Raw genomic sequence first — 24,484 nt, forward strand, 5'->3', positions numbered from 1 at the left:
ACGATACGAGATGGGTCGTAACGGTCAGTCTCCGAAGCCGACGATGCCCTTGATTTCGGTGAACTCGTGCAGACCGAACTTGCCATATTCCCGACCGTTGCCCGACTGCTTGTAGCCGCCGAAGGGCGCGGCCCCATCCCAGGCGGAGCTGTTGAGGCGCACTATGCCGGTTCTGAGCCGTCGTGCGAAGGCACGCGCCTCCTCGGGTGCGCCCTGAATATAGGATGCCAGCCCATAGGGCGTGTCGTTGGCGATATCCGCCGCCTCGTCCTCGCTGCCATAACCGAGAATGGCGAGCACAGGCCCGAAAATCTCTTCACGCGCGATCGTCATGTCGTTCGTAACACGCGCAAAGACTGTCGGCCGTATATAATAGCCGCTGTTCAGATGCGCTGGCCGGTCGAGCCCGCCGGCAACGAGCTCCGCCCCTTCCTCCATACCCTTGCGGATGAGGCTCTGGATCTTGTCGAATTGTGTTTTGCTGGCAACCGGCCCGATATCCGTTTCGGCATCGCCGGGTGTACCGACACGGACCGATTCCGCCGCCGCACGGGCGATGCCAATCACCCGGTCCATTTGCTCCGCAGGGACGAGAAGACGGGTCGGCGCATTGCAGGACTGGCCGGAATTGGCAAAGCACCTGCTCACGCCGGCGCGCACGGCAGCGTCGAGGTCAGCGCTTCGGAGCACTATATTGGGCGATTTGCCGCCCAGCTCCTGATGCACGCGCTTCACCGTCGGGGCCGCTGCCTGTGCGACCGAAATGCCGGCGCGTGTCGAGCCGGTGAAGGAAACCATGTCGATATCGGGATGGCTCGCCAGCACCGTGCCCACGGTTGGGCCGTCGCCGTTGACGAGGTTGAACACGCCGTTGGGAACACCGGCTTCGTGCAGGATTTCTGCGAAAAGTATGGCGTTGAGCGGCGCGATTTCCGAGGGTTTCAGCACCATGGTGCAGCCGGTGGCGAGCGCCGGGGCGACCTTGCAGGCGATCTGGTTGATCGGCCAGTTCCACGGCGTGATCATGCCGACGACACCAATCGGTTCATGGACGATGCGGGTCGTACCCTGCATGTATTCGAACGGAAAATCACGCATGGCGCGGATCGTCTGCTCGAAATGCGCCACGCCGATACCCGCCTGCTCATCCCGCGACATTTTTCGAGGAGCGCCCATCTCATGAGAGATCACGTCGCCTATCTCGTTCTGCCGACGTTTCAATATCTCAAGAATGCGCTCAAGCAGGCCGAGGCGCTCTTCCCGCGTCATCTGCGAAAAGGTAGCAAAGGCGCGACGCGCGGCGGCGATGGCGCGCTCGGCATCCGCCGCCGATCCCATGGCTATCTCCGCGAAAGGCTCTTCGGTGGCGGGGTCGACGACGGATAGACGCTGGCCGCCGAGAGGATCGACCCAGGCCCCGTCGATATAGAATTTGAGATAGTTTTCCATATCCGTCTCCAATGATCTCAGCGGCCGGCCAGGATGAAGTCGGCGACCCGCTCCGCGATCATGATTGTGGGAATGTTGGTATTGGCGCAAGGGATCGACGGCATCAGCGATGCGTCGCAGACCCTCAATCCTTCCACGCCGTGCACGCGGCCCGTGGACGACGCCACCGCCATGGGATCGTCAGCCGATCCCATGCGGCACGTTCCCGACGGATGCCATGTGCCGCCCACATGGCGGCGGACGAATTCCGTCAACGCATCGTCGTCCTCAAGCAGCCCCCGCATGGTCGTGCCAAGTGTTATCGCCGAATGCACCAATGCCGGCCGCAGCGGACCCGCCACATCCAGAAGACCCGAGAAAAGACCCCGTTGCAACGCGTTCCATGTCCCCGGTGCAGCGACCTTCGCCACTCGGGGCGAATAGCTCGATGGAAAAACAGTGCCGCTGTGCCCCGCCATGAAAGGATCGGACAGAGCCTCCGTTCCCAGCCGCAGCGCAAGCTTGAGCCGCCTCAGATCACGCTCGTCGCTCAGCATTCTGAAGTCGACCTCGGGCTCGACATGGGGATCAAGCGAAGCAAGCTTCACAAAGCCGCGCGAATAGGACTTGTTGACCCAGAAGAACAGACTGCCCAGACGTAGACCAATGGAGTGCCAGCCGGATCGCGACAGGATCGCGGCATGCATATCACCCTGCGGCGCGCCGTCGAGACCGGACGAGAAACGCCAGATTGCCTGTTCGTGGTGTTCTCCCCTGTCACGCACCCGCATCTGCGGCGGCAGATAGGCAGCGACGGCGATCGAAGGATGCTCCATCAGATTGCGCCCGACGCCGCTGCGGCCGGCCACGACATTGCCCCCCACGGCGGCGATGTCATCGACGGGGCCGATACCGGAGCGCATCAGCAATGCGGGCGTGTGAATGGCGCCGGCCGAGACGATCACTTCCGCCGCATGGATCGTCTCCGCTGTAGCACCCGCCAATCTCGCACCCTTAGCCAGACGACCATCGAACAGGATGCGGTCGGCGACGCTTTCGGTGATGATCCTGAGATTCGGACGTTTGCGCACTTCCGACGTCAGATAGGCAAGCGAGGTCGGCAAGCGCTCCCCGCTATCGCTGACGGCGATGGCGCCGCGAAAGACGCCGTCTTCCCAGGGTCCGTTCTGGTCCGGCCTTGTCGGATAACCGCGGCGGTCCAGCGTCTTCATGACACGGTCGACGAAGGGTGAAACTCCATCGTCTGATATGCGCCGGATCGTCAGCGGCCCGGCCGTGCCGTGAAGCGGGCCGGAGAAATCCCTGTCGGCTTCGATCTTCAGAAAATAGGGCAGGCAATCGTCCCAGCCCCAGCCGTCCGCCCCAAGCGCCTGCCACTCGGCATAGTCGGTCGGCGCACCCCGATTGGCCATCAGCGCATTGATCGCCGAGCCTCCGCCCAGAAGCCGCGCCTGCTCGTAGCGACGCGGTGGACGGGGCGCCGCGTTGGAACGGGCATGGCCCATCAACGCCGTGAGCTGCGACCAGATATTGCGCGTATCGAGATAGGCACGGCCGGGATAACGGCTGCGCACCTCATCCGGGATATCGTCCGCCGAAATATTGCGCCCGGCCTCGACCAGAACGACTGTCCGCAGCGGATCTGCGGAAAGGCGTGCGGCCAGCACGCAGCCCGCCGATCCACCGCCGAGGATCAGGTGATCGACGATCATGTCGCCCGTCCCTGCGAATATTCGGTGTTGCGGGCGTTGATCGCCGCCAGCATCAGCAGGATGAACGAGATCGCCGTCAGCAGGGAGCTGATCGAGGCGATGGTTGGATCGATCTCGTCGCGCAGCGCTGTGAACATGCGCTTGGTGAGCGTCTGATATTCGCCACCGGAAATGAAAAGCGAAACCACTGTCTCATCGATGGCGGAGATGAAGGCGAAGAGCAGACCGGAAATGACGCTCGGGCGGATTTGCGGCAGGGTGACGATGAAGAAGGTCCGCCAGCGGTTCATGCCGAGGCTTCTCGACACCATCTCCTGCGTGTGGTCGAACTTGCGCAGCCCGACCAGGACGGAGGTGACGACATAGGGGAGGCCCAGCATGACATTGGCGAGGATCAGCCCGGTCAGCGAGGCAAGAAGCCCGATCTGTGCGTAAACCAGAAAGACGCCGACGGCGGTGATGACGATCGGTACGATCAGCGGCAGAAGCAGCAGCGCCTGCAGGCTGCGCACCAGCCGCGATTGCGTGAGGTTGAGCGCATAGGCCGCCGCAGTCCCGAGAATGGTGGCGATGACGGCGCTGGAGAGGGCGACAATCAGGCTTACACGCGTTGCCTGCATCCAGGCGGCGCTGCCGAGATAGGCCTCATACCAGCGCAGCGACCAGGATGGCGGCGGGAAAGCAAGGAAGCGCGCGCCGGAAAAGGACATTGGCAGGATGATCAGGATGGGGATCATCAGCCAGGCGAGAACGAGGGCTACAAAGCCGTAGAGAAGGATTTTCGACAGGTTCATGCGTCACCTCGTTCCCATGATGCGTTCGAACGGAATGATGAGGCTCGCCAGCCGGAAAACCAGAAAAACGCAGACAAGCAGGACGACGCTGATCGACGAGGCCGCGCCCCATTCGTTATAAACCTCGATGTTGCGCGAAACGAGCATGGAGACCATGTAGGTGCGCCCGCCGCCCAGCAGTTCCGGCGTGATATAAAAACCAAGGGTGAGCACGAAGACCAGCACCATGCCGGCGATCATGCCCGGCAGCGACAGCGGCAGGAAAACCCGCCAGAATACATGCATGGGTGAGCCGCCGAGGCTGGCGCCGGCCATGGTCAGTTCCGTGGGTATTTTCTTCATCGTCGCATAGAGCGGCAGCACCATGAAGGGCAGCAGGATGTGGATCGTCGCCATGACCGTGCCGAATTCGTTGTTGACCAGCCGGAGCGGCGCATCGATCAGGCCCGATCCCGTCAGCGCCGAATTGATGATGCCGTTGCGCTGCAGCAGGATGAGCCAGGCATAGGCGCGCACCAGAACGGATGTCCAGAAAGGCAGCAGCACCATGGCGAGAACAAGCACGCTCCAGCGCTGGGGCAGGCCCGCCGCCACATAGGCGACGGGATAGCCGAGGAGGACGGTCATCAGCGTGACGACCGCCGCAATGCGGAAGGTCTGAAGGAAGGTCATCCAGTAGACGGAATCCGTCAGGAACCGCTGATAGTGATCAAGCGTAAAGCCGCCATCCTGCCGGATCGACTGCCAGCCCAGCCACAGAAGCGGCAGGACCAGCAGAACGATGACGACAGCAAGGGCTGGCGCCAGCAGCATCAGCATGAGCCGTTGCTCACGCTGCTCATGCATCGCCGACGGATTTCGTTTCGACTGTGCCATCAGTGACCCTCCACAGACCGAACATCATTTCTGGATGAACTGCGCCCAGCGTTTTTGCGCCTCCTCGCCGGCCGGGGAACTCCACCACTCATCCGACACCAGAACCTGAAGCGCGGCATTGTTCGGCGAACTCGGCATTTCGGCAGCGCGTTCCGGCGAAATCTTGCCGGTCTTGTACGCTTCAGGATTGCCTGGACCGTAATCGATATAGGCCGGGAAATTCGCCTGGATTTCAGGGGTCAGCGCCGCATTGACGAACTTGACAGCCGTTTCGAGGTTCGGCGCGCCCTTGAGAATGCAGAGCGACGTATATTGAAGGAAACCTTCATTGAACGAATAACCGATCGGCGCGCCCTCCTTCACCACCGCAGCAACGCGGCCGTTCCACGCCATCTCCATGTCGACTTCACCATCGGCCAGAAGCTGCGCCGACTGGGCGCCGGAGGTCCACCACACCGTGACATAGGGTTTGATCTCTTCGAGCTTCTTGAAGGCTCTGTCGACATCGAGCGGATAAAGTTTGTCCACTGGCACGCCATCTGCAAGCAAAGCGGCCTCCAGTGTCGCCAGGGGATGGTTACGAAGCGCCCGCGTGCCCGGAAATTTCTTCACATCCCAGAAATCCGCCCAGCTTTTGGGAGGGTTGCCGCCGAACTTGTCCTTGTTGTAGGCAAGCACGCTCGAGTAGAATTCATAGGCGACCGAATAGGGGCTCTTGTATTCGGCCGGCATCTTTTCCGCATTGGGTATTTTGGAAAAATCGAGTTTCTCGATCATTCCCTGATCCCCGCCGCGTATGCAATCCTTCGCCGGCGTGTCGATGACGTCCCAGACGATCTTGCCGGATGCGGACTGAGTCTTGATCACCGGCCAGGCATCGGGCGCGCTGTCCTGATTGACAGTGATGCCGAGCAGCTTGGCGACGGGATCGAGGATCGCCTTGGTCTGCGCCTCCTGATAGGCGCCGCCCTGTGAAACGAAGGTGACCTGTTCCGCCGACGCCAGGCCAGCCGAAAAGACGGCGGCGGATGCGGAAAGCACGAGCATGGAAAATCTGTATTTCATTCGTCGTTCTCCTCTTTTATGGCGAGGCGCTGTCGCCCCTGTTGGCATGCGACTGTCGGGTCTTAGCGCCCGATTGCATCGAGGAACTGATACCAGCCGGCGACGAGCCGGACGGCTGGCTCCCTGATGGGATAAAAAGGCACGGGTTTGAGCGGCTCCGCGGTCAGGAGCCCGAGATCGGGGCTTTGCCCGGCAACCATGGCCGCAACGTAGCGGCCCATGTTGGAGGCCATGGCCACCCCGGTTCCATTATAGCCGACTGCATAGACGACCCGGTCGTCCAGCCGGCCCAGATGTGGAATGCTGTCCATCGTCATGGCCACGAGGCCGGACCAGCGATGGGTGACAGACACAGATGCCAGTTCCGGAAACTGCCGCACCATGGCCTTGTGGAGCGCCGCAAACGCGCTTTCGGAATCCGCCTTGCCGAAGGCGCCGCGCCCGCCATACATCACACGGTCTCCAGCCTTGCGGAACCAGCGCATCATGCGCCGCGTCTCGGTATAGCTGCGTCCCTGCGACAGGAGGGAAGCACCCGGTCTGCCGGTCAGCGGCTCGGTCGCAATCATCGCGGAGCGGAAGGGAATGATGGATTTGCGGACCGCCGACGTGGCCGGCGTCAGATCGGAATAGGAATTTGTGGCGATCACCACCTGGCGGGCCGAAACGACACCGTCAGGCGTTTCAAGAACGATGCCGGCGCCATCTCGCCTGAATGCCGCCACCGGCGTCTTCTCGTGGATCGCGATGCCTGCGGCACTCAATCCGGCCGCCATGCCCAAAACGAAATTCAAGGGGTGAATGACGCCGCCATGGGCATTGAGCATGCCGCCGACGAAATCGCGTGAGCCCGTCTCCGCTTCCATTTCCTCCGGAGAGAGAATGGTGCAGGCGTGGTCGCCAAGCGATCCACGCAGCCACTCGACTTCTTTTTTCAGGCCATCGAGCGACAACTGATTGTGGGCACAGCGCAGCGAACCGGTTGGGCGATAATCGGCAGCGGCGATTGCATAATCTTCCACCAGTTCGCCGACATGATCGATGGCCTCGATACCGAGATCATGCATGCGCCGCGCCGTCTCCAGCCCGTAGCGGGCGGCGATGTCGGAGAAGGAAAGCCGGAACTTGCCCGACACCACGCCACCATTGCGGCCGCTCGCGCCCCAGCCGATCCGGCTTGCCTCCAGCACCACCGGAGACAGGCCGTGGCGGGCCAGATAGCGCGCCGCGGAAAGGCCCGTATAGCCGCCGCCGATGATCGCGACATCGAACCGACGATCGCCCGAGAGCCGGTCGAAGGCAGGACGGCTCGAAGCCGTCTCCTGCCAGAGGGATTTGATATCAGGAAAAGGGGGACGTGCGGCCATCGGTACGGCTCTCTCGCTTTCAGGCTGCCGTTGCCGTCTTGACACCGGCGGCAAGCTCCGCGTCAACCGCATCGGCCAGTTGCTTGAGCGAGGAGAAGTGGAAGTCGGGCCTGGTCACCACCTTCGGAGCCGGCGTGCCGCCGAACCCCTGCTGGCCCTGGCGACGCTCGATCCAGCAGGTCGTGTAGCCAAGTTCGCGGGCCACGCCGATATCGTGATGCTGGCTCTGGGCGACATGCAGGATTTCCGACTGCTTGAAACCGAAAGCCGACTGACGCCCCTTGTTGAAGGCGAAAAACTGCGGATTGGGCTTGGCACACCCGGCCTCATCGCAGGTGACGCTGTCGTGAAACGGATTGCCAAGCGTATCGGAATAGGCGGAAAATGCCGTACGGTCGGCATTCGTCATGGCGACAAGACGGAAGTTCTTGCGCAGGCGGGCGAGAGCTTCCACGGAATCGACGAAGGCGGGCCAGCGCAGCACGGCAAGCTGGAAGGCTTCCGCCGTGGCGTCATCATTGTTGAAACCGAGTTCGTTGGCGAGAGAAAGATAGACGTCTTTCATGGCGAAGGAAGACCGTCCATAGAACTTGTCGCGGCCGCGCTTGTACGGTTCGAAAATCTCGTCGTCGGTGGCCCTCGCCGCCTTTTCGCCGCCGAGCGCACGCACCGCATTGAGCACACCCGTTTCGAAATCGATCAAAGTGCCGACCACATCGAAGGTCATGACCTTGAATTGCGTAAGCTGCATAGTCTTTATCCTTGTTGACTGCATGGAATGGAATGTCTCAACCCGCTTCGGGAACGATCACCGTGTCTTCGGGGTGGAGTGAAAGCGCGATCGCCTCACCCGGCGACTTCATGAGCGCGCGGCCGGCATGGTTGCTGGGAAGCCGGAAACTCAGATCGTCGCCGCTGTCCAGCCGCACGAAAACCCGAATGCTTTCGCCCTGATAGAGCGTATCCGTGACGGTGCCTGTCAGCCTGTTGCCGCCATCGGCTTGAGCGCCATCTACCACCACGAGTTTTTCCGAATGAACCACGAGATGCAGCTTTTCGCCTTCCGGCACGCGATGCGCCGTGTGCAGCAGCCGGTCTCCCAGCCGCACCGCCGTTTCGCTTTCGCGCCGAACCGCAAGCAGGGTCGCCTCGCCTATGAAACGGGCGACGAAGGCGTTGATTGGACGGTCGTGCAGACGCTCCGGCGTATCGACCTGCACCAGACGTCCCCTGTGCATAATCGCCACGCGGTCGCTCATCGTCAGCGCCTCGCGCTGATCATGCGTCACATACACGATCGTGGCGCCGAGCCGCTTATGCAGCCGCTTGAGTTCGATCTGCATGGTCTCGCGCAGCTGCTTGTCGAGCGCCGAAAGCGGCTCGTCCATGAGAATGAGGCCCGGCTCGAAGATCATGGCGCGCGCCAGCGCCACGCGCTGACGTTGGCCGCCCGACAATTCGTGGATACGCCTGTTCTCATAGCCGGTGAGTTCGACCATCTCGAGCGCGGCCTTGAGTTTCGCCGGCCAGCTCGCCTTCGGTAGCCGCCGCGCCCTTAGCGGAAAGGTGATGTTTTCGCCTACACTCATATGCGGAAACAACGCGTAGTTCTGAAAGACGATACCGATATCCCGCTTATGCGGCGGCTCAAATGTAATATCCCGATCGCCTAACCAAATTGACCCCGATGTCGGCTGGACAAAGCCGCCGAGAATTCCCAGCAACGTGGTCTTGCCTGACCCCGAAGGCCCGAGAATGGAAACGAATTCGCCGGGAGCGACATCGAGATTGACATCGTCCAGCGCACGAAACGTTCCGTAGCACTTGACCGCCTCTTTGATGGAAACGCCTACCCGCTCTGTATTTGGCTGCTCAATCATATGATTCCACTAAAAAATCCCAGTACGTTCGGTGGTGCTCCGACGTATGGCAGCGCGTTTTTGCGGAACGAAGAGCAGATTTTCAGCCTGTGACGCCCAGCGCCGGCCTGAAACCAATCTGTCGCGTTCCCCTCAATTCATGGAAGGTCTCTCGCCTTCGTTGACAGCAAAGAGACCAAACAAAAGGCGGATAAGCAATTGAAAAAAAATCTATGCGATGTTACAAAATGTAATGACATTCCTTCGCCGTTCCCTGCCCTCCATGAATGGCCTCTTTACTTTCGAGGCGGCTGCACGCTGCGGCAGCTTTTCGAGGGCAGCAGACGAATTGAACGTGACGCCGGCGGCTGTGAGCCGCATGATGTCCCGGCTGGAGGAACATCTTGATACGACATTGTTTCTTCGGCAGCCCGGTGGCGTGATGCTGACGGAACCCGGCCAGCTGCTGTTCGATGCGATCGCCAGAGGCTTCGCCGGAATAGAAAGCGCCCTGCGGGAAATCGAGGATCGTCGAACCGGTATCGAAACCGTGTCCCTTTCCGTCTCGACCGGCTTCACCACGCACTGGATGATGCCGAGAATGGCAGAATTCAAAAGGGAATTTCCCAATGTCGATCTTCGGTTTCAGCTCATGATGGGCGCCCTGTCGGGGCCGGTCAACGACGTCGATCTTGGGATGCGCTTCGTCGATGGACCGGACAGGCATCACGAGGCAGCTTTCGTCATGCCCGAAATCCTGCTGCCGATCTGCAGTCCGGGTTACAGGGAAAGCCATGCCATTTCCGGCAACGATATTGATCGCGTGCCAGATACGACCATCAATTTAAGCGATGCGCAGCCCAACTGGTCGACGCTGTTCACACCGGCCAGCGGTAGCGACCCGCAGAATTCGATGATCTTCTCCGACTACGCCATCGTCGTGCAGGCTGCTCTCCTGGGCCAGGGCGTGGCGCTTGGCTGGCTCAACGTCGTCGCCCATTGGCTACGGACGCGGACACTGGTTCCAGCAAGCGAACACTTGATGGTCACCGGCCGGCGCTGCCATCTTATCCGGCTGCGAACCAAACCCGCCCGACCAATCGTCACGCAGGTCAAGGAATGGATGATCCGTGAATTGAAGGCGGATGTCGATGCGGTGAGCGCGCTTTATCCATCCCTGAACATCGGCTGCGTGGGAAGCGATACCATCAACTAAAAACTAAAATTTTGAACACGCTCGAACCGAAATAGCCATAACGGCCCTTCGTTCCGCTATTGTCACCAGATAAAGAAACTGACATCATTGGCTGGCAGGCTCAAAATGAGCCGCTGATATTCCATGAGCAGGGTAGCTCTCGACCGGAAACGGGCGGGGGCTTTTTTTATTTTTTGGTGGGCGATGATGCATTCAGAAAGCTGGCGGGTCGGTGTGCTGTTCTCCGAAACGGGCGTGACCGGAGCCGTGGAAACAACCCAGAGAGCTGCTACCTTGCTGGCGATCGATGAAATTAACGCAGCCGGTGGCGTGCTCGGCCGAGAGATAGAGCCGGTGGCCTACGATCCGCAATCAACTCCCAGTCTCTATAAGGAGCTCGCGGTCAAACTTTGCGACGAAGATCGGGTCCGTGTCGTTTTCGGCTGCCACATGTCGAGCACCCGCAAAGCCGCTCTTCCCGTCATTGAGGCCCGTGATGCTTTGCTGTTTTACCCGACTTTGTACGAGGGGTTCGAATACTCCAGGCATTGCATCTACACAGGTGCAGCTCCCAATCAGAACTCCGTCCAATTGGTCGATTTCCTCACCAAGCACTATGGAAAGCGGGTTTTTCTTGTGGGGTCGAATTACGTCTATCCTTATGAATCGAACCGGACGATCAGCGACCTTTTTCTTCAGGTGGGGGGACAGGTCCTGGACGAGATATATGTTCCGCTGAACCTCAAAGACGAGGACGTCGCCAAGATCATCCGACACATTCGCGCAGCGCAGCCGGATGTTATTTATTCAACGATCGTTGGCAACGGTATCATTCCTTTCTACACGGCGTTCAAGGAAGCGGGCTTCAACGCACAGAAGATGCCGATCGCCAGTCAATCGACAAGCGAGGCCGACGTGATACGCATGCGCCCGGAGGTGGCGGAAGGGCACATAACCGCGGCCCCCTTTTTCGCTTCTCTCGACACCCCCCGCGCCCGCGCCTTCGTTTCGGCCTATCAACAACGGTACGGCCAGCAGATGCTGCCCACTGCGCCAGCCGAAGCGGCTTATTTTCAGGTATATCTCTATGCGGCGGCTTTAAAGCTTGCCGGCGGCGACGGGCTTGAGCAGCTTCTGCCGGCACTCTATGAGGTCGAATACGATGCTCCACAGGGCGCGGTGAAGATAGACCGGCTGACAAACCACACGCATCTGTGGCCAAGAGTGGCAAAGGTGAATGCGCAGGGCGGCTACGATATTGTCTATGATCCGTCACTGCGGGTGGCGCCCGATCCGTTCATGCGCGAATATCGACCGGATCTGACGCAAACTTTTCCGCATCGCGTCCGGGTCTGAGAAGGAGCGACGATGTCATTCGCCCTTCTCAGAGATTTGCGGGATCTCAAGGTCCTGGTCATTCATCCCCGGACATCGGAGGGAGAGTTCCTCGTCGATCACCTGCGCCGTATCGGCTGCACGGTCAGTTGCCTCTGGCCGGTGCCTGCCGAATTGCCGCATGGCACAGACGTCGTCTTTCTTGCCATGGAAGACGAGGCGCGACCGGAAATCGAACGTCTGCTGAAGTGTTTTCCAAACCCCGCTCCGACCATGCTTGCCATCGTCGGTTACGAAAATCCCTCGACGTTGCAGATCGTTCTGGAAAGCGGCGCGCTCGCCATTGTCGAGAGGCCGATCAAGCCGTTCGGTCTGCTGACCAATCTCGCCATCGCCCGCAGCCTGTGGCTGGAGCGCCAAAAGCTCGTGAAGGAAGCGCGCAAATATAAACGCAAGGTATTGGGAGACCAGAAGCTCGCCCGCGCCAAGGCGATTTTGATGGCCAATCTCGGTACCAGCGAAAACGAGGCGTACCGCGAAATGCGGGAGCAGGCGATGGCCCGGCGCGTACCGATCGATGAAATCGCCAATTCGATTATCAATGCCGAACAGCTCTTGCGCCGTCCCCAAAAACATGATTAGTTTTTCATGTGTTTCAAAGGAACACCTCCGGCACATCCCTTCGTTTTGCGAAGCCATGTGCCGCTGTTGCACGCGGCGAGGCCGTGATGCTGTGATGGCAAAGGTGCCCGCAGGCTGTGACAGGCCTAGCGGGTTTTTTGTTGTCTGCTGACAGTGTCGTCAGCCTTCCAACATTTTGTCGGCATGAAAGCCTGGCTGTTGAACCAGGCAGTGCCACTGCGTGCGCCAATCAAAAAAGGGGAACCAAGATGGTGTTCAACAGACGTGAATTTCTGAAAACCGCAGCCACCGCTTCCGCCGCACTCGCCCTGCCGGCGCTGGGCGGCCGGGCCTTTGCAGCCGACGCGATCAAGGTCGGTGCGCTCTACTCCCAGACGGGTGGGCTTTCCGTCGCCGAAAAACTTCTGGCCAACGGTGTCATGATGGCCGTGGCAGAGATCAATGCGGCCGGCGGCGTTCTCGGCCGTCCGGTCGAAGTTGTCGTTGAAGACGGAGCCTCCGATCCGAAGATCTTCAGCGAGAAAGCTTCGAAGCTGATCCTTAAGGACAAGATTTCAACCGTATTCGGCTGCCACACATCCGCCAGCCGCAAGGCCGTGCTGCCGATCTTCGAACGGCGCGGCGCGATGCTGTTCTATCAGACGCATTATGAAGGCTTCGAGTGCTCGCGCAACGTCGTCTATTCCGGCGCCGTTCCGAACCAGCAGCTCTCCAACTACATTCCCTGGATCGTCGAGAAACTGGGCAAGAAGAAGTTCTTCATCGTCGGCTCGAACTACGTCTATCCGCGCGAGATGGCCAAGGTTTCCAAAAAACTGATCGAGGCAGCCGGCGCGGAATGGGTGGCGGACGAATATCTGGAACTCGGCCACTCGGAATGGGCCGTGATGGTCAGCAAGATCAAGGAATCGGGCGCGGACGTGGTTCTTTCCAACGTGGTCGGCGATTCGATCATCGCCTTTTACCGCGAATTCAAGAACCAGGGTCTCTCGCAGGACGTTATCCCAATCTGCGCGACAGTAACTTCCGAAATCGAGATCGCGGCCATGGGGGCTGAATACGCGGCAGGCAGCTACACCTCTTTCCCATATTTCATGTCGATTGAAACGCCGGCGAACAAAAGCTTCATCGACCGTTTCAGAACCTTCGTCAACGATCCCAAGGCCGTGACATACCATTCGCTGGAGGCCGCCTATTTTCAGGTGTTTCTGTGGAAGCAGGCAGTTGAGAAGTCCGGCGATCTGTCAGCCGACGCGATCCGGGCCGGCATTCGCGGCCAGACCTATGACGCGCCCGGCGGCAAGGTGACGACCGACCCCGACAACCTGCATTGCTGGCTGACGCCACGCATCGGACAGTGGCAGCCGGACGGCCAGAGCAAGGTGGTCAACGCCTATCCGGCACCGATCAAGCCGCTTCCCTATTCGGCTTATGGCGAAACGGAGAGCAACCTGTTCTGCACCGTCAAGGGTCTCGACGCAGCAAAACTCAAGGGCTGACCCATCCTCCGCGTTGTCCCGCCAGCCATGCCTGGCGGGACCATGTCTCGGCAAGGCGGATCTGCGCTTTTCTTCTGCGCGGCGCCGATCCGCTTTCGGATTGGCGCGAAGCAGGAAAACCCGACCCGCCCTTCTCACGAACGGTGGCTTCATGCTCGACATTCTTTTTATCGGCCTCAGTCTCGGCTCTATCCTTCTTCTGGTGGCGCTCGGTCTCGCCATAACCTACGGCGCCATGGGCGTCATCAACATGGCCCATGGCGAAATGGTCATGATCGGCGCCTATGTCGCCGTCCTCTCCGGCATATGGCTCAAGACAAGCCTGCTGCTCGCGATACCGCTGGCGTTCATCGTGACCGCGTTGCTCGGCCTGATAATCGAACGGCTGGTCCTGCGTCGACTTTATGGCCGTTTGCTGGATACGCTTCTCGCCACCTGGGGCATCGCCATCCTTCTGCAGCAGGCCGTGAGGCTCGAACTCGGCCTGTCCTTTTTCGGCATTCATATCGAAGGCCTTGGAGCCGGTCTGCAAAACGTCGGCGTGCCTTCGTATCTGCAGGGTACCTTCAGCCTGGCGGGCGCGGAGATCAATGCTTACCGCGCTTTCATCATCGCGGTTACCGCCGCGCTGACGCTGGTGACGTGGTTCATTCTCTATCGGACGACGGCAGGCATGCAGGTTCGCGCGATCATCCGCAATCCGAAAATGGCCGCAGCCTGCGGTATCGACGTGAAACGCGTCAACGCCATGACTTTCGCCTTTGGGTCCGGTCTTGCGGGCGTCGCCGGCGTCATGATGTCCGGCTTTAAGACCGTTTTCCCGGACATGGGCACGACGATGGTCGTTGACGGCTTCATGGTCGTGGTCACGGGCGGCGTCGGCAGCCTGTTCGGCACCATCCTGTCTTCGGGGTTATTGGGGGAGGTCAATGCGCTGGTGGCCATCGGCACGAACGACATTCTGGCGCGCGCCGTTGTATTCGGCGTCGTCATCCTCGTCATTCTCGTCAAGCCCAGCGGGCTGTTCTCGTTCAAGGGGCGTTGACATGAGTATCGAACGAAAATTCCAGATCGCCGCTTACGTCATTTTCATAGCATTACTTTTTGCGGCGCCCGTTTTCGGTGACGAATTCTGGCTGAACCGTATTTCAAAATATCTTGTCTACGGCATGCTGGGCGTCGCCATCGCGCTGACATGGGGATATGCCGGCATTCTCAACCTTGGCCAGGGACTGTTTTTCGGTCTCGGCGCCTACATGCTCGCCATGTCTCTTAAACTGTCGAGCCTGACCAGTCTGCAACAGGGCTCCGACAAGCCCGTTCCTGATTTCATGCTCTGGAACGCCGAACCCGGTGCACCCACGGAACTGTGCTGTATCAACAAAGGCTCTTTCCTCTGGCTTCCGTTTCAAAGCCAGTCTGTCGGTCTCATACTCGGCCTCGTGCTTCCCGTGGTGATCGCCGGCGCGCTCGGTATGCTGGTTTTCCGCAAGCGTATTTCGGGCGTATTCGTCTCGATCATCACTCTGGCGCTTGTTCTGCTCGTACGTCTCGTCGTGGTCGATGCTCAACCGGTAACAAACGGTTTTAACGGCCTGACAGATCTTGGCTGGCTGACGATCGGCGGCATAGAGTTCGATCCCTACAGCAGGGCGACCTATTATCTGTGCGCCATATGCCTGTCGCTGTCACTCATCGCCGCCCGTCTTGTCGTGGAAACCCGCGCGGGCATGATCCTGCAGGCGATCCGTGACGATCATGTTCGCGCCCGATATCTCGGTTTCGACGTCTCGCTCTACCAGGTGTTCTTCTTTGCCATTTCAGCCGGGATCGCCGGCGTTGCCGGTATGCTCTATGTGGTCGTTGCGGAGTTCGCCTCTCCGACCTTCATGGATCTATCCTTCTCGGTGACGATGGTCGTCTGGGCGGCCGTCGGCGGCCGTTCCTCCCTGCTCGGCGCCTGCATCGGCGCGATCCTGATCAACATGATCGAAGCTCAGGTCAGCGAGACCGAAGCGCTTGTCGAAGCATGGAAAGCGATCATCGGTCTCATCTTTGTGCTGGTCGTCCTGTTCATGCCGCGTGGTCTCGGCGGCGTCGCGCATGATGTGCTGCGACAGCTTATCCGCAGGCTCAAACCGGGTGCGGCATCTTCATCATTGCAACAACAGAGCGAGGCATCGTGATATGAGTGCAATCGCATTGACCCTCGACGGTCTCGGTGTCGATTTCGGCGGGTTCAGAGCTGTAAACAATGTCAGCATCACCGTCTGCGATGGTGAGTTGCGTGTGTTGCTTGGCGCGAACGGCGCCGGCAAGACGACCCTGATGGATCTGGTCAGCGGCAAGACGCGCAGTACGCAGGGCAAGGTCTTCGTCTACGACACCGACATCACAAATTGGCCCGAACATAAGATCGCACGCGCCGGAATCGGCAGAAAATTCCAGATTCCGAGCATTTTTCGCGATCTCACCGTGCGGCAAAATCTGGAGGTGGCCAATTGCCGCAATCCATCGGTGCTTGCAAATCTCCGTTTCGGATTTTCGCGGGCGGAAGCGAGGCGCGTCGATGACGTTCTTGCTCTCACAGCGCTTGAAACGGAACAGCAGACGACGGCCGCCTATCTCAGTCATGGCCAGACGCAATGGCTGGAACTGGGCATGCTCATCGTGCAGGACCCGAAGGTGGTTTTGCTGGATGAACCAACAGCGGGAATGACCCAGGCCGAAACCCGCAAGACGGCGCAGATCATCAACAATCTCAAGGGCCGACATACGATCCTCGTCGTCGAACACGATATGGGGTTCGTTCGTGAAATCGCCGAGCGCATCACCGTCCTTCATCTGGGAGAGGTTCTGGCCGAAGGAAGCGTCGGGGATATAGAGCGCAATCCGAAAGTCCGTGAAGCCTATCTCGGCTCGAAAGGAATATCCTGATGCTGACATTGAAAGACGTGCACAGCTATTACGGCCGCAGCCACATCTTGCACGGCATCACCCTCGATGTACCGGCCGGCAAGGTGACGAGCATCCTCGGCCGCAACGGCACCGGCAAGACGACCCTTTTGAAAACCCTGATGGCGCTGACCGACCGGGTGACGGGTGAAATGCATCTGCAGGGAAAAGATATCGCCGCCGCCCCGACGCATATGAGAGCACGGGCGGGGATCGCCTATGTCCCCCAGGGCAGGGAGATCATTCCCGATTTTACCATCCGCGAAAACATCCTGATGGGCGCTTTTGCGCGTGCCGATCGCAAACGCGAAATTCCAGCGCTGGTGCCCGAACTTTTTCCGTATCTGATGGCCAATCTCGATCGACCGGGTGGCGTGCTTTCAGGCGGCCAGCAACAGCAGCTCGCCATCGCACGTGCGCTGGCCGCAGATCCGAAAGTGCTGCTTCTCGATGAGCCAAACGAAGGCATTCAGCCCTCCATCGTCGAGGAGATCGAAAAGATCATTATACGGCTCAATCGCGAGATCGGCATGACGATCATTCTCGTTGAGCAAAACGTCGCATTTGCGCGGCACGCATCTCACCAGTTCGCCATGCTGGAGAAGGGAACCGTGGTCGCGGCGGGCGCCATCGACACGCTCTCCGATGCACTTGTTCATCGGCATATGGCTGTCTGAAACGGACTGAAATCCTTGGTAAAGAAAATGGGGACCATCATGACATCGACACAGAGCTACACCGCTGCCGCCATCCAGTTCGAGCCGACCATGTTCGAAAAGGCGCGCAATATCGCGCGGCTGGCCGCCCTTTGCGAAGAAGCGGCAGAAGCAGGTGCACGCCTGATCGTCACGCCGGAAATGGGCACGACAGGTTATTGCTGGTTTGACAGGGCCGAAGTAAAGCCTTTCGTGGAAGCCATTCCCGGACCGACAACCGATGTTTTTCAGGCCATTGCCAGCAGACACCGCTGCTATATCGTCATCGGCATGCCGGAAGTCGAACCGGCGAGCGATCTCTATTACAACACCGCCGTTCTGATCGGTCCCGATGGCGTTATCGGTCGGCATCGCAAGTCGCATCCTTATATCGCCGAGCCCAAATGGGCCGCCAATGGCGATATCGTCCATGAGGTCTTCGAAACGGAGATCGGCCGGATTTCGATGCTGGTCTGCATGGATCTGCACTTTTTCGAGACGGCACGGCTGGAGGCGCTGGCGGGTGCGGACATCATCTGCCACATCTCCAACTGGCTGCAGGAACGCGCGCCGGCGCCCTACTGGATCAACCGTGCCTTTGAAAACGCATGCTATCTCATCGAAAGCAACCGGTGGGGGCTGGAGAGAACCGTGCAGTTTTCCGGGGGAAGCTGCCTGATCGAGCCCGACGGAACGGTTGCCGCATCCATCGATACAGGCGACGGGATTGCCTATGGCAAGGTCGATCTTGCCCGCGCACGCCGTCGCGAAGTCTTGAGCGAACCGGTCTTCAAATCGCGCCGGCCCGAGCTTTACATGAACATGATGACCAACAGCTTCACCTGGAATCCGGGTGACTACTTCCGCCTCTATGGCTATCAGCCCATCCCGCGCGGGCGCAAATCGCGCGCGGCCGTTGCCCAGTTCGCCCCCTCCTCCGTGATCGCAGACAACATCGCCCGCATCACCGCGCTGGCCACAGAAGCAAAGGCGACGACAGCGCCGGACATTCTGGTTTTCCCGGAACTGTCGCTGACCGGGCTTGAGGCTCCCCACACCCGGGCGGAACCGCTTTCAGGCCCAACGGTCTCCGCCTTCGTACGCCTGGCAATGAAGCTCGGCTTCTATCTCGTCGCCGGATTTGCCGAGGCGGACGGAGACAAAGTCTATAACACAGCAGTGCTCGCCGGTCCCGAGGGGCTGGTGGGCAGCTATCGCAAGACGCATCTCGGCATGGCCGATAGCTGGGCGACGGCCGGCGACGAATGGAAAATATACGATCTTGCCATCGGCCGAGTGGGCCTGGCGATTGGCCACGACGCGCTATATCCGGAAGCCATTCGTTCGCTCTCGCTTATGGGGTGCGATCTGGTGGCCTGCCCTTCAGCAATTGCCGGTACCTTCACCGGCAGCCATGCGGGAACAAAAATCCCGCACAACTATCCCATCCCGAAGGGAGCAGACCCCTTTCATTGGCACGCTCTGCGGGTTCGCGGCGGCGAGAACAACGTCTATTTCGCCTTCGCCAATGTACTTGATGAGCCACGGGGATATCTGGGCAAGAGTGCCGTGTTCGGGCCGGACTCCTTTGCCTTTCCGCGTCAGGAATCGGTGATACTGGACGAGGAAGGGATTGCCGGTGCGACCGTCAACACCACCAATCTCGATACGCCCTATCCAACGAACATCGTCCGGCGAAAAGACCTTGTTGTCATGCGTCAGCCGCATCATTATCAGCCTCTCGTCAAATGGCATCAGTAAAAGGTCGGCAGGATGTCCGCATTCACATTCGCAACCGTCCCGCAGATCATTGCGGGACCGGGCTGTATCGCAAAGCTTTCGGAGCTGAGGAGCATGCTCGGTCCGCGCGTTCTGGTGATTTCGGACGATGGGGTCGTCAAGGCGGGGCTCGTTCAGCCGGCGCTTGCCAGTCTTACAGAAGCCGGCGCCGAAACATCAATATTCACCGGCGTTGTCGCTGATCCACCGGAAGCCATTATCCATACGGCTGCGGCACAGGCGGTGACGTTTGGCGCAACCGGTGTGCTGGGCATCGGCGGCGGCTCGTCGCTCGATGTCGCAAAGCTTGTGGCGCTTATTGCCAAAAGCGGCGAAGAGCTCGACACTATCTACGGCGTTGGCAAGGTGACGGGGGAGCGTCTGCCGCTGGTGCTCGTGCCGACAACGGCCGGTACCGGATCGGAAGTCACGCCGATTTCGATCATCACCACGGGCGAACACCAGAAAAAGGGCGTAGTATCACCCGTACTTCTGCCAGACGTGGCGCTTCTCGACGCGAACCTGACCATCGGACTTCCTCCCGCCGTGACCGCGGCGACAGGAATTGACGCAATGGTCCACGCCATCGAGGCTTTCACGTCCGCCAGTGCAAACAACAATCCCGTTTCCCGTGCCCTTGCCAAAGAAGCCCTGCGGCTTCTCGGAGCGAATATCGCGATCGCCGTCGAGGATGGAACCGACCTTGCCGCCAGACAGTCGATGCTGCTGGGTGCAATGTTGGCGGGGCAGGCCTTTGCTAATTCGCCTGTCGCCGCCGTTCATGCTCTCGCCTATCCGATCGGAGGCCGCTACGGCGTTCCCCACGGTCTTTCCAACAGTCTGGTACTGCCGCACGTCTTGCGCTTCAACGCGACGGTGTGTGGTGATGCCTACGCGGAACTGGCACCGTGTCTCTTTCCTCACCTTGAGCCTGCCGATCAGAACGGACGGCTTTCCGGTTTCATCGACGGACTAACGATGCTGCCAGTGCGCCTTAATCTTCCCGTGAGGCTGAGGCATGTCGGAATTCCAAAGGAGGGAATTCCTCTGCTCGCGGAAAGTGCGATGGAGCAAACCCGCCTGCTGGTCAACAACCCGCGTACCATGTCGCTATCGGATGCCGCCAGTATCTACGAGGTTGCCTGGTAAGCATGCCAGTACACACGTCACATGAGTTATAGCCATCCTTTCTATAACTCACATCATCAAAATATTAAGCTACCATACAGGCACTAAACGGAGATATCTGGCGCGATTGTTATCGCAGCAACTTCGCGAGGCCCTTAGCGAGGATCGGTCCAGTCGGACGCCCGGTTGGAGATCCGCCAGCGTCTTCCAGGGTGATCTCGTAGAGCTGGTCCCCCCTTGGTGTTGGCAATTCCGGAACAGCCAGATGCGCCGAGCGCGCACCGTCGATCAGGCCAAGCGATACGGGCCCTGTGTCTTTGGACGGCAGGGTCCAAACCTGGATCGTCTTGTCCCCGGGGATGTTGAAATCGGCCAGTATACGGATCGTCGCCTGCGCGTTGCCGAAATCCTCGACGACGGCCTGCACCTCCCCAGCATCATTGATTAGAACCGCAACGACTAGCGGCTCCACCGTCCGGGTCAGGCTGTAAGCGAGACCGATCGCGAGCAAAAAGGCGGCGGCGACGGCCGAGATCGCGGCCATTCGCCAACCGTTCCTGCGGTTATCATTGGCATTTGAGATCAGAGGCATAACGCCGGTATGATCCTGGAGCGGCAAGGCCGCTTCGATGCGCTGCCAAAGCTGCTCGGTGACGGTAGCAGGTGCCACGCTCATGTCGAGTGGCAGAAAGCGCTCGCGGCTGGCAGCAATTGCGGCACGCAGTTCAGCATCGCTTTCCATGACAACCTCAAGCTCCGCAGCATCCGTGGCCTCTATCAGGCCCAGGACATATTCATCGGCAATAGCAGGGATATCCTTGCGATCGTAGATCATGCCATGCACTCCCGGAGAGCTGCAAGGCCACGCCTGATCCAGGATTTGGTCGTACCGAGCGGAATGCGCAGCCTCCCGGCGATCTCGCCATGCGAGTAGCCGCCGATATAGGCCATAAGAATGCCGCTCCGCTTGCGCTCATCGAGACCGCCGAGGCAATCGTAGAGCCGGGAATTGCGGTCCAGCCTGTGCCACGCCGCCATGACCTCATCCGCCTGCTCGCTTTCGCGCAGGGCCTCCACCTCCTCGACTGTATGCTCGCGTTTTCCGTCCCGCAGGAGATTAAGTGCCCGGTTGCGGACGATGGCATAGATCCAGCCTCGGGCGGAGCCGCGATCGGCCCTGTACTGATGCGCATGGGTCCATATCCGGATGAAGGCGTCCTGCACCACCTCTTCGGCAAGCTCGCGACGCCGGACAATGCGCTCGGCGACCGCTATCAGGCGTCCCGCCTCGCGATCAAAGATCAAGCGAAGCGCATTGCGATCACCCCAGGCGCAGGCAGCGAGTGCCGTATCGAGATCGTCCGGCGTAGAGCCCATCAGCATCAATACCTTCTCCCAACACCGACGAAGAAGACTGTCGGCTTTGAAAGCTATACCCGCTGGATCGACGAATGGATGCAAGTCGAAATTATTTTTTCGCAGGCTGCATCCAAACGGCATGGCTGGCGTGTCTTCAGTTCAGGAAGCGTCGAGAGCCGAGCGCTACACGACTTCCGAACGGTTCAACACGGGAGAAAGACATGAAGATCATTCGTTTCACACTGATTGCCTCCGCTGCTTCCATCACAGTGGCATCAACCGCATTCGCGGCCCCCGTCCTCGGCCTGAGCGGCGACAGGACGCTCATCATCTTCGATACGGAGAAACCGGCGGTGACGAAAAAGATGGACGTGACTGGCGTCGACAAACTTGTCGGCATCGACTTCCGCCCCGGCAACAAGACGGTGATCGGCGTCACCCCGGATCATCGCATCGTCTCGATCAATCTCGAAACCGGCGCCGCCACCGACGTCGCCAAGATGGACAAGATGCTGACCATGACGCAAGCCCCTGTCGTGGTCGATTTCAACCCTATGGCTGATCGCCTGCGCTTCATGACCGGAACGACCAACCATCGCGTCCACCCGGATACTGGCGCTGTAACGGTTGACGGTGTGCTTGCGTTCGAGGAGGGCGACATGCACAAGGGCGAGACCCCGAGCATCGTTGCTGCTGCCTATACCAACTCCGTCGGCAAGCCTGAAAAGACCGCCATGTATAATATCGATGCCACGATCGGCGCGCTGATCCAGCAGACCAAGCCGAATGACGGCACGCTGAAAGCAATCGGCAAGCTTGGCCTCAAAGACAAGCCTGCGGCATATGCCTTTGATATTCAGGGCATGGCGGACGGCAGGAACGTGGCCTATCTCGCCGCATCCAAGACGCTCTACACGGTCAACCTCGAAACTGGCGCGGCAACCGAAGTCGGCCCGATCACAGGGCTCGACAACGAAGTGCGAGACATCGCCGTTCTGCCGAACATGTAATTCGGCAGACGTTCAACGATGAAACTGAAAAGGCCGGCGCCCTCAAGTGTCGCCGGCCTTTCTGATGATGGAATGGCCCCGGACCACATCTTGCGCCGAAGAACCTTGTCGATGACATGGATGACGCCGTTGGATTGTTTGACGTCGGCGATCGTCACGTGCGCAACACCACCCATCTCGTTGGTGAGTGTGATCCTGCCCGTGCTTTCCGTGGCCTTCAGGATGCATCCGCCGACGATGAAACTTTGCGAATTTCGTCAGACGATATCAAAGCTATTTTTGGCCACGCCTGAATGGCCAGACGACGATGTTTCCCGCGAAGAGCGCCAACCACACCAGGTAAGGCTGCAAAGGCAATCGGATGAGATGGTAGGACCATTGCCATGGCGAAACAGTCGCTGCACCAAGGCTGTCGATGGCATGCTTGATATTGGCCGGGAATACGCAGATTGCATAGAGCGCCAGGCCAATGCCGGCGGCTTTCCGCAGCCGTGGCACCAGAAGTCCGACCGCACCGGCAATTTCACACAGACCGGTCAGGAAAATAACGGCCTCCGGCTCAGGAACCCAGGCAGGCGTGATACCGAGGAAAGGTTTGGGCAGGACGAGATGCAGAATGCCCGCGAGACCATAGACGCCGGATAGTCCCCACTGGCAGCGCCGCTGCCAGACATCAATCCTTGCCGTCACATGCTATCCTCTGCTCGACATCCCTTTTTACGGCGTTGAGGTTCGACTTGCGGCCCGCAACTGTCTCGATCCCCGCGATTGCCAGATCACTCGCGACGAAATCCGACTTGTGCCCGAGATTGTGCACGACGATCAGACGAGCACCGCGAATATCGCGGGCGAGATGACGGGAGTGGACCTCAGGGGAGACGATACTATCAGTATCACCAGTGATGATGACTGTAGGCACTTTGATTTTGTGGTAATTCACCGAAGCCGCCCTGGCCCAGTCGCTCAAAGCCGCAACCTCTCTCGCATTGTGCCGAAATGCAAGCGGCCGCAACGCTTGCAGGGCACGTGTCTTGTCGATGTAGTCGGCGGGAACCGGGTTCGGAGCAAAGACGCCTTTCGTGGCATTATCGATCGTCATAAGCCCGATAGGTGGCACGATAAGAGCGCTGAATAGAGTGCCTGTGATCGGGGCTCTGGCGGCCTCGTAGTACCAGGCGATCCCGCTATTCCATGGGTAGACCGCCGGAGACAGGAAGACGAGGCCTAAGACCATATCCGGATGGCGAACGGCGAAGGACGCGGCAATTGCTCCCCCGAAGGAGTGACCGACAATAATAGCGCGGTTGATGCCTCGCTTCTGCATGAGGGCGGCAATGGAGTCGGCTTGACCGTCGGGCAAAATGTTCTGCTCACCACCGACGTCGGAATTGCCGTGACCCGGGCGATCGACGAACAACAGCTTGGCCCGTTCCTGGAGCTTTTTCCGAAACGAGAACATCGGATCGTAAAGGCTGGCGCTGGCGCCATGAATAAAGACGATTGGTGGCAAGTCTGGCTTCCGACCATTCTCAACCAGGACGCTATTGAGCTTGAATCCACCGACATCGGTACGGACTTGATCGTCCCGCTTTGGCGCAGCAACCGCTTTAGAAGCAATCAACGCGAAGCAGCCGATCATCAGAAACGCGGCGGTCAGGCAAAGAGTTCGATCCGGCATATCCTAGAGCTACCCCGCGGTGCCACTGGCAAAGATAGGACCTGTCGGAAGGCCCGTTGGCATCAAAACGAAGGCGTTGTTTCCCGC

At 59.5% G+C, this 24,484-nt stretch carries 23 protein-coding genes and 1 pseudogene; 11 read left to right on the forward strand and 13 right to left on the reverse strand.

What is annotated here, in order from left to right; translation table 11 throughout:
- Window positions 1–24: 24 nt before the first annotated feature.
- The 8 genes from L904_RS16160 to L904_RS16195 all read right to left on the reverse strand — a co-directional run bounded on the left by L904_RS16160 (window position 25) and on the right by L904_RS16195 (window position 9,143).
- Window positions 25–1,449, reverse strand: a complete 1,425-nt coding sequence (locus tag L904_RS16160; RefSeq protein ID WP_020812762.1) for an aldehyde dehydrogenase family protein — start codon at window positions 1,447–1,449, stop codon at window positions 25–27.
- Between the two features lie 17 nt (window positions 1,450–1,466).
- A complete protein-coding gene (locus tag L904_RS16165) occupies window positions 1,467–3,161 on the reverse strand; it encodes a GMC family oxidoreductase (RefSeq protein ID WP_020812763.1) in 1,695 nt (564 codons plus the stop codon).
- Window positions 3,158–3,955 (reverse strand): ABC transporter permease, encoded by a 798-nt coding sequence (locus L904_RS16170; protein ID WP_020812764.1) that lies wholly within the window; start codon window positions 3,953–3,955, stop codon window positions 3,158–3,160. The genes L904_RS16165 and L904_RS16170 overlap by 4 nt, the downstream gene beginning before the upstream one ends.
- A gap of 3 nt (window positions 3,956–3,958) precedes the next feature.
- Complete coding sequence (locus L904_RS16175; protein WP_020812765.1) at window positions 3,959–4,831, reverse strand: ABC transporter permease; 873 nt, start codon at window positions 4,829–4,831, stop codon at window positions 3,959–3,961.
- Window positions 4,832–4,855: 24 nt separating this feature from the next.
- Complete coding sequence (locus L904_RS16180; protein WP_020812766.1) at window positions 4,856–5,896, reverse strand: ABC transporter substrate-binding protein; 1,041 nt, start codon at window positions 5,894–5,896, stop codon at window positions 4,856–4,858.
- Between the two features lie 62 nt (window positions 5,897–5,958).
- Window positions 5,959–7,263 (reverse strand): FAD-binding oxidoreductase, encoded by a 1,305-nt coding sequence (locus L904_RS16185; RefSeq protein WP_020812767.1) that lies wholly within the window; start codon window positions 7,261–7,263, stop codon window positions 5,959–5,961.
- Window positions 7,264–7,282: 19 nt separating this feature from the next.
- Window positions 7,283–8,014, reverse strand: a complete 732-nt coding sequence (locus tag L904_RS16190) for an HAD-IA family hydrolase (RefSeq protein ID WP_020812768.1) — start codon at window positions 8,012–8,014, stop codon at window positions 7,283–7,285.
- A 37-nt stretch (window positions 8,015–8,051) separates the two neighbouring features.
- On the reverse strand, window positions 8,052–9,143 hold the full coding sequence (locus L904_RS16195) for an ABC transporter ATP-binding protein (protein ID WP_020812769.1): 1,092 nt from the start codon (window positions 9,141–9,143) through the stop codon (window positions 8,052–8,054).
- A 232-nt stretch (window positions 9,144–9,375) separates the two neighbouring features.
- Between L904_RS16195 and L904_RS16200 the strand changes: the two genes are divergently transcribed.
- The 10 genes from L904_RS16200 (at window position 9,376) to L904_RS16245 (ending at window position 20,371) form a co-directional block, all read left to right on the forward strand.
- Window positions 9,376–10,338 (forward strand): LysR family transcriptional regulator, encoded by a 963-nt coding sequence (locus L904_RS16200; RefSeq protein ID WP_004433115.1) that lies wholly within the window; start codon window positions 9,376–9,378, stop codon window positions 10,336–10,338.
- 183 nt (window positions 10,339–10,521) lie between these two features.
- Window positions 10,522–11,673, forward strand: a complete 1,152-nt coding sequence (locus L904_RS16205; RefSeq protein ID WP_020812770.1) for a transporter substrate-binding domain-containing protein — start codon at window positions 10,522–10,524, stop codon at window positions 11,671–11,673.
- Window positions 11,674–11,685: 12 nt separating this feature from the next.
- Window positions 11,686–12,294 (forward strand): ANTAR domain-containing response regulator, encoded by a 609-nt coding sequence (locus tag L904_RS16210; RefSeq protein WP_020812771.1) that lies wholly within the window; start codon window positions 11,686–11,688, stop codon window positions 12,292–12,294.
- A 248-nt stretch (window positions 12,295–12,542) separates the two neighbouring features.
- Window positions 12,543–13,793, forward strand: a complete 1,251-nt coding sequence (locus tag L904_RS16215; protein WP_020812772.1) for a transporter substrate-binding domain-containing protein — start codon at window positions 12,543–12,545, stop codon at window positions 13,791–13,793.
- Between the two features lie 151 nt (window positions 13,794–13,944).
- Window positions 13,945–14,838: an urea ABC transporter permease subunit UrtB gene (gene urtB / locus L904_RS16220; RefSeq protein WP_020812773.1), complete on the forward strand. Its 894-nt coding sequence runs from the start codon at window positions 13,945–13,947 to the stop codon at window positions 14,836–14,838.
- A 1-nt stretch (window position 14,839) separates the two neighbouring features.
- Window positions 14,840–15,979 (forward strand): urea ABC transporter permease subunit UrtC, encoded by a 1,140-nt coding sequence (urtC, locus tag L904_RS16225; RefSeq protein ID WP_020812774.1) that lies wholly within the window; start codon window positions 14,840–14,842, stop codon window positions 15,977–15,979.
- A 1-nt stretch (window position 15,980) separates the two neighbouring features.
- Window positions 15,981–16,730: an urea ABC transporter ATP-binding protein UrtD gene (gene urtD / locus L904_RS16230; protein WP_020812775.1), complete on the forward strand. Its 750-nt coding sequence runs from the start codon at window positions 15,981–15,983 to the stop codon at window positions 16,728–16,730.
- Window positions 16,730–17,425 carry an urea ABC transporter ATP-binding subunit UrtE gene (gene urtE / locus L904_RS16235; RefSeq protein WP_020812776.1) on the forward strand — a complete coding sequence of 232 codons (696 nt, stop codon included), beginning with the start codon at window positions 16,730–16,732 and terminating at the stop codon, window positions 17,423–17,425. The genes urtD and urtE overlap by 1 nt, the downstream gene beginning before the upstream one ends.
- 27 nt (window positions 17,426–17,452) lie before the next feature.
- Window positions 17,453–19,204: a nitrilase-related carbon-nitrogen hydrolase gene (locus tag L904_RS16240; RefSeq protein WP_020812777.1), complete on the forward strand. Its 1,752-nt coding sequence runs from the start codon at window positions 17,453–17,455 to the stop codon at window positions 19,202–19,204.
- Between the two features lie 12 nt (window positions 19,205–19,216).
- Window positions 19,217–20,371, forward strand: coding sequence for an iron-containing alcohol dehydrogenase (locus tag L904_RS16245; RefSeq protein WP_020812778.1), 1,155 nt, complete (start codon window positions 19,217–19,219; stop codon window positions 20,369–20,371).
- Window positions 20,372–20,480: 109 nt separating this feature from the next.
- Here L904_RS16245 and L904_RS16250 read toward each other — a convergent pair whose 3' ends face one another.
- Both L904_RS16250 and L904_RS16255 read right to left on the reverse strand, forming a co-directional pair.
- Window positions 20,481–21,185 (reverse strand): anti-sigma factor domain-containing protein, encoded by a 705-nt coding sequence (locus tag L904_RS16250; protein WP_020812779.1) that lies wholly within the window; start codon window positions 21,183–21,185, stop codon window positions 20,481–20,483.
- Window positions 21,182–21,727, reverse strand: a complete 546-nt coding sequence (locus tag L904_RS16255; RefSeq protein ID WP_031234431.1) for a sigma-70 family RNA polymerase sigma factor — start codon at window positions 21,725–21,727, stop codon at window positions 21,182–21,184. The genes L904_RS16250 and L904_RS16255 overlap by 4 nt, the downstream gene beginning before the upstream one ends.
- A gap of 203 nt (window positions 21,728–21,930) precedes the next feature.
- On the opposite strand from L904_RS16255, the gene L904_RS16260 reads away from it, so the two are divergent.
- Window positions 21,931–22,719 (forward strand): DUF4394 domain-containing protein, encoded by a 789-nt coding sequence (locus L904_RS16260; protein WP_020812781.1) that lies wholly within the window; start codon window positions 21,931–21,933, stop codon window positions 22,717–22,719.
- An 86-nt stretch (window positions 22,720–22,805) separates the two neighbouring features.
- Here L904_RS16260 and L904_RS27110 read toward each other — a convergent pair.
- The 3 genes and pseudogenes from L904_RS27110 to L904_RS16270 all read right to left on the reverse strand — a co-directional run.
- Window positions 22,806–22,955, reverse strand: a pseudogene (locus tag L904_RS27110) (fasciclin domain-containing protein); the annotation flags it as partial.
- A gap of 37 nt (window positions 22,956–22,992) precedes the next feature.
- A complete protein-coding gene (locus L904_RS16265; RefSeq protein WP_020812782.1) occupies window positions 22,993–23,409 on the reverse strand; it encodes a DoxX family protein in 417 nt (138 codons plus the stop codon).
- Window positions 23,393–24,397: an alpha/beta fold hydrolase gene (locus tag L904_RS16270; protein ID WP_020812783.1), complete on the reverse strand. Its 1,005-nt coding sequence runs from the start codon at window positions 24,395–24,397 to the stop codon at window positions 23,393–23,395. The genes L904_RS16265 and L904_RS16270 overlap by 17 nt, the downstream gene beginning before the upstream one ends.
- Window positions 24,398–24,484: the final 87 nt, after the last annotated feature.

Source organism: Agrobacterium sp. LY4, from assembly GCF_001526585.1.
GTDB lineage: Bacteria > Pseudomonadota > Alphaproteobacteria > Rhizobiales > Rhizobiaceae > Agrobacterium > Agrobacterium leguminum.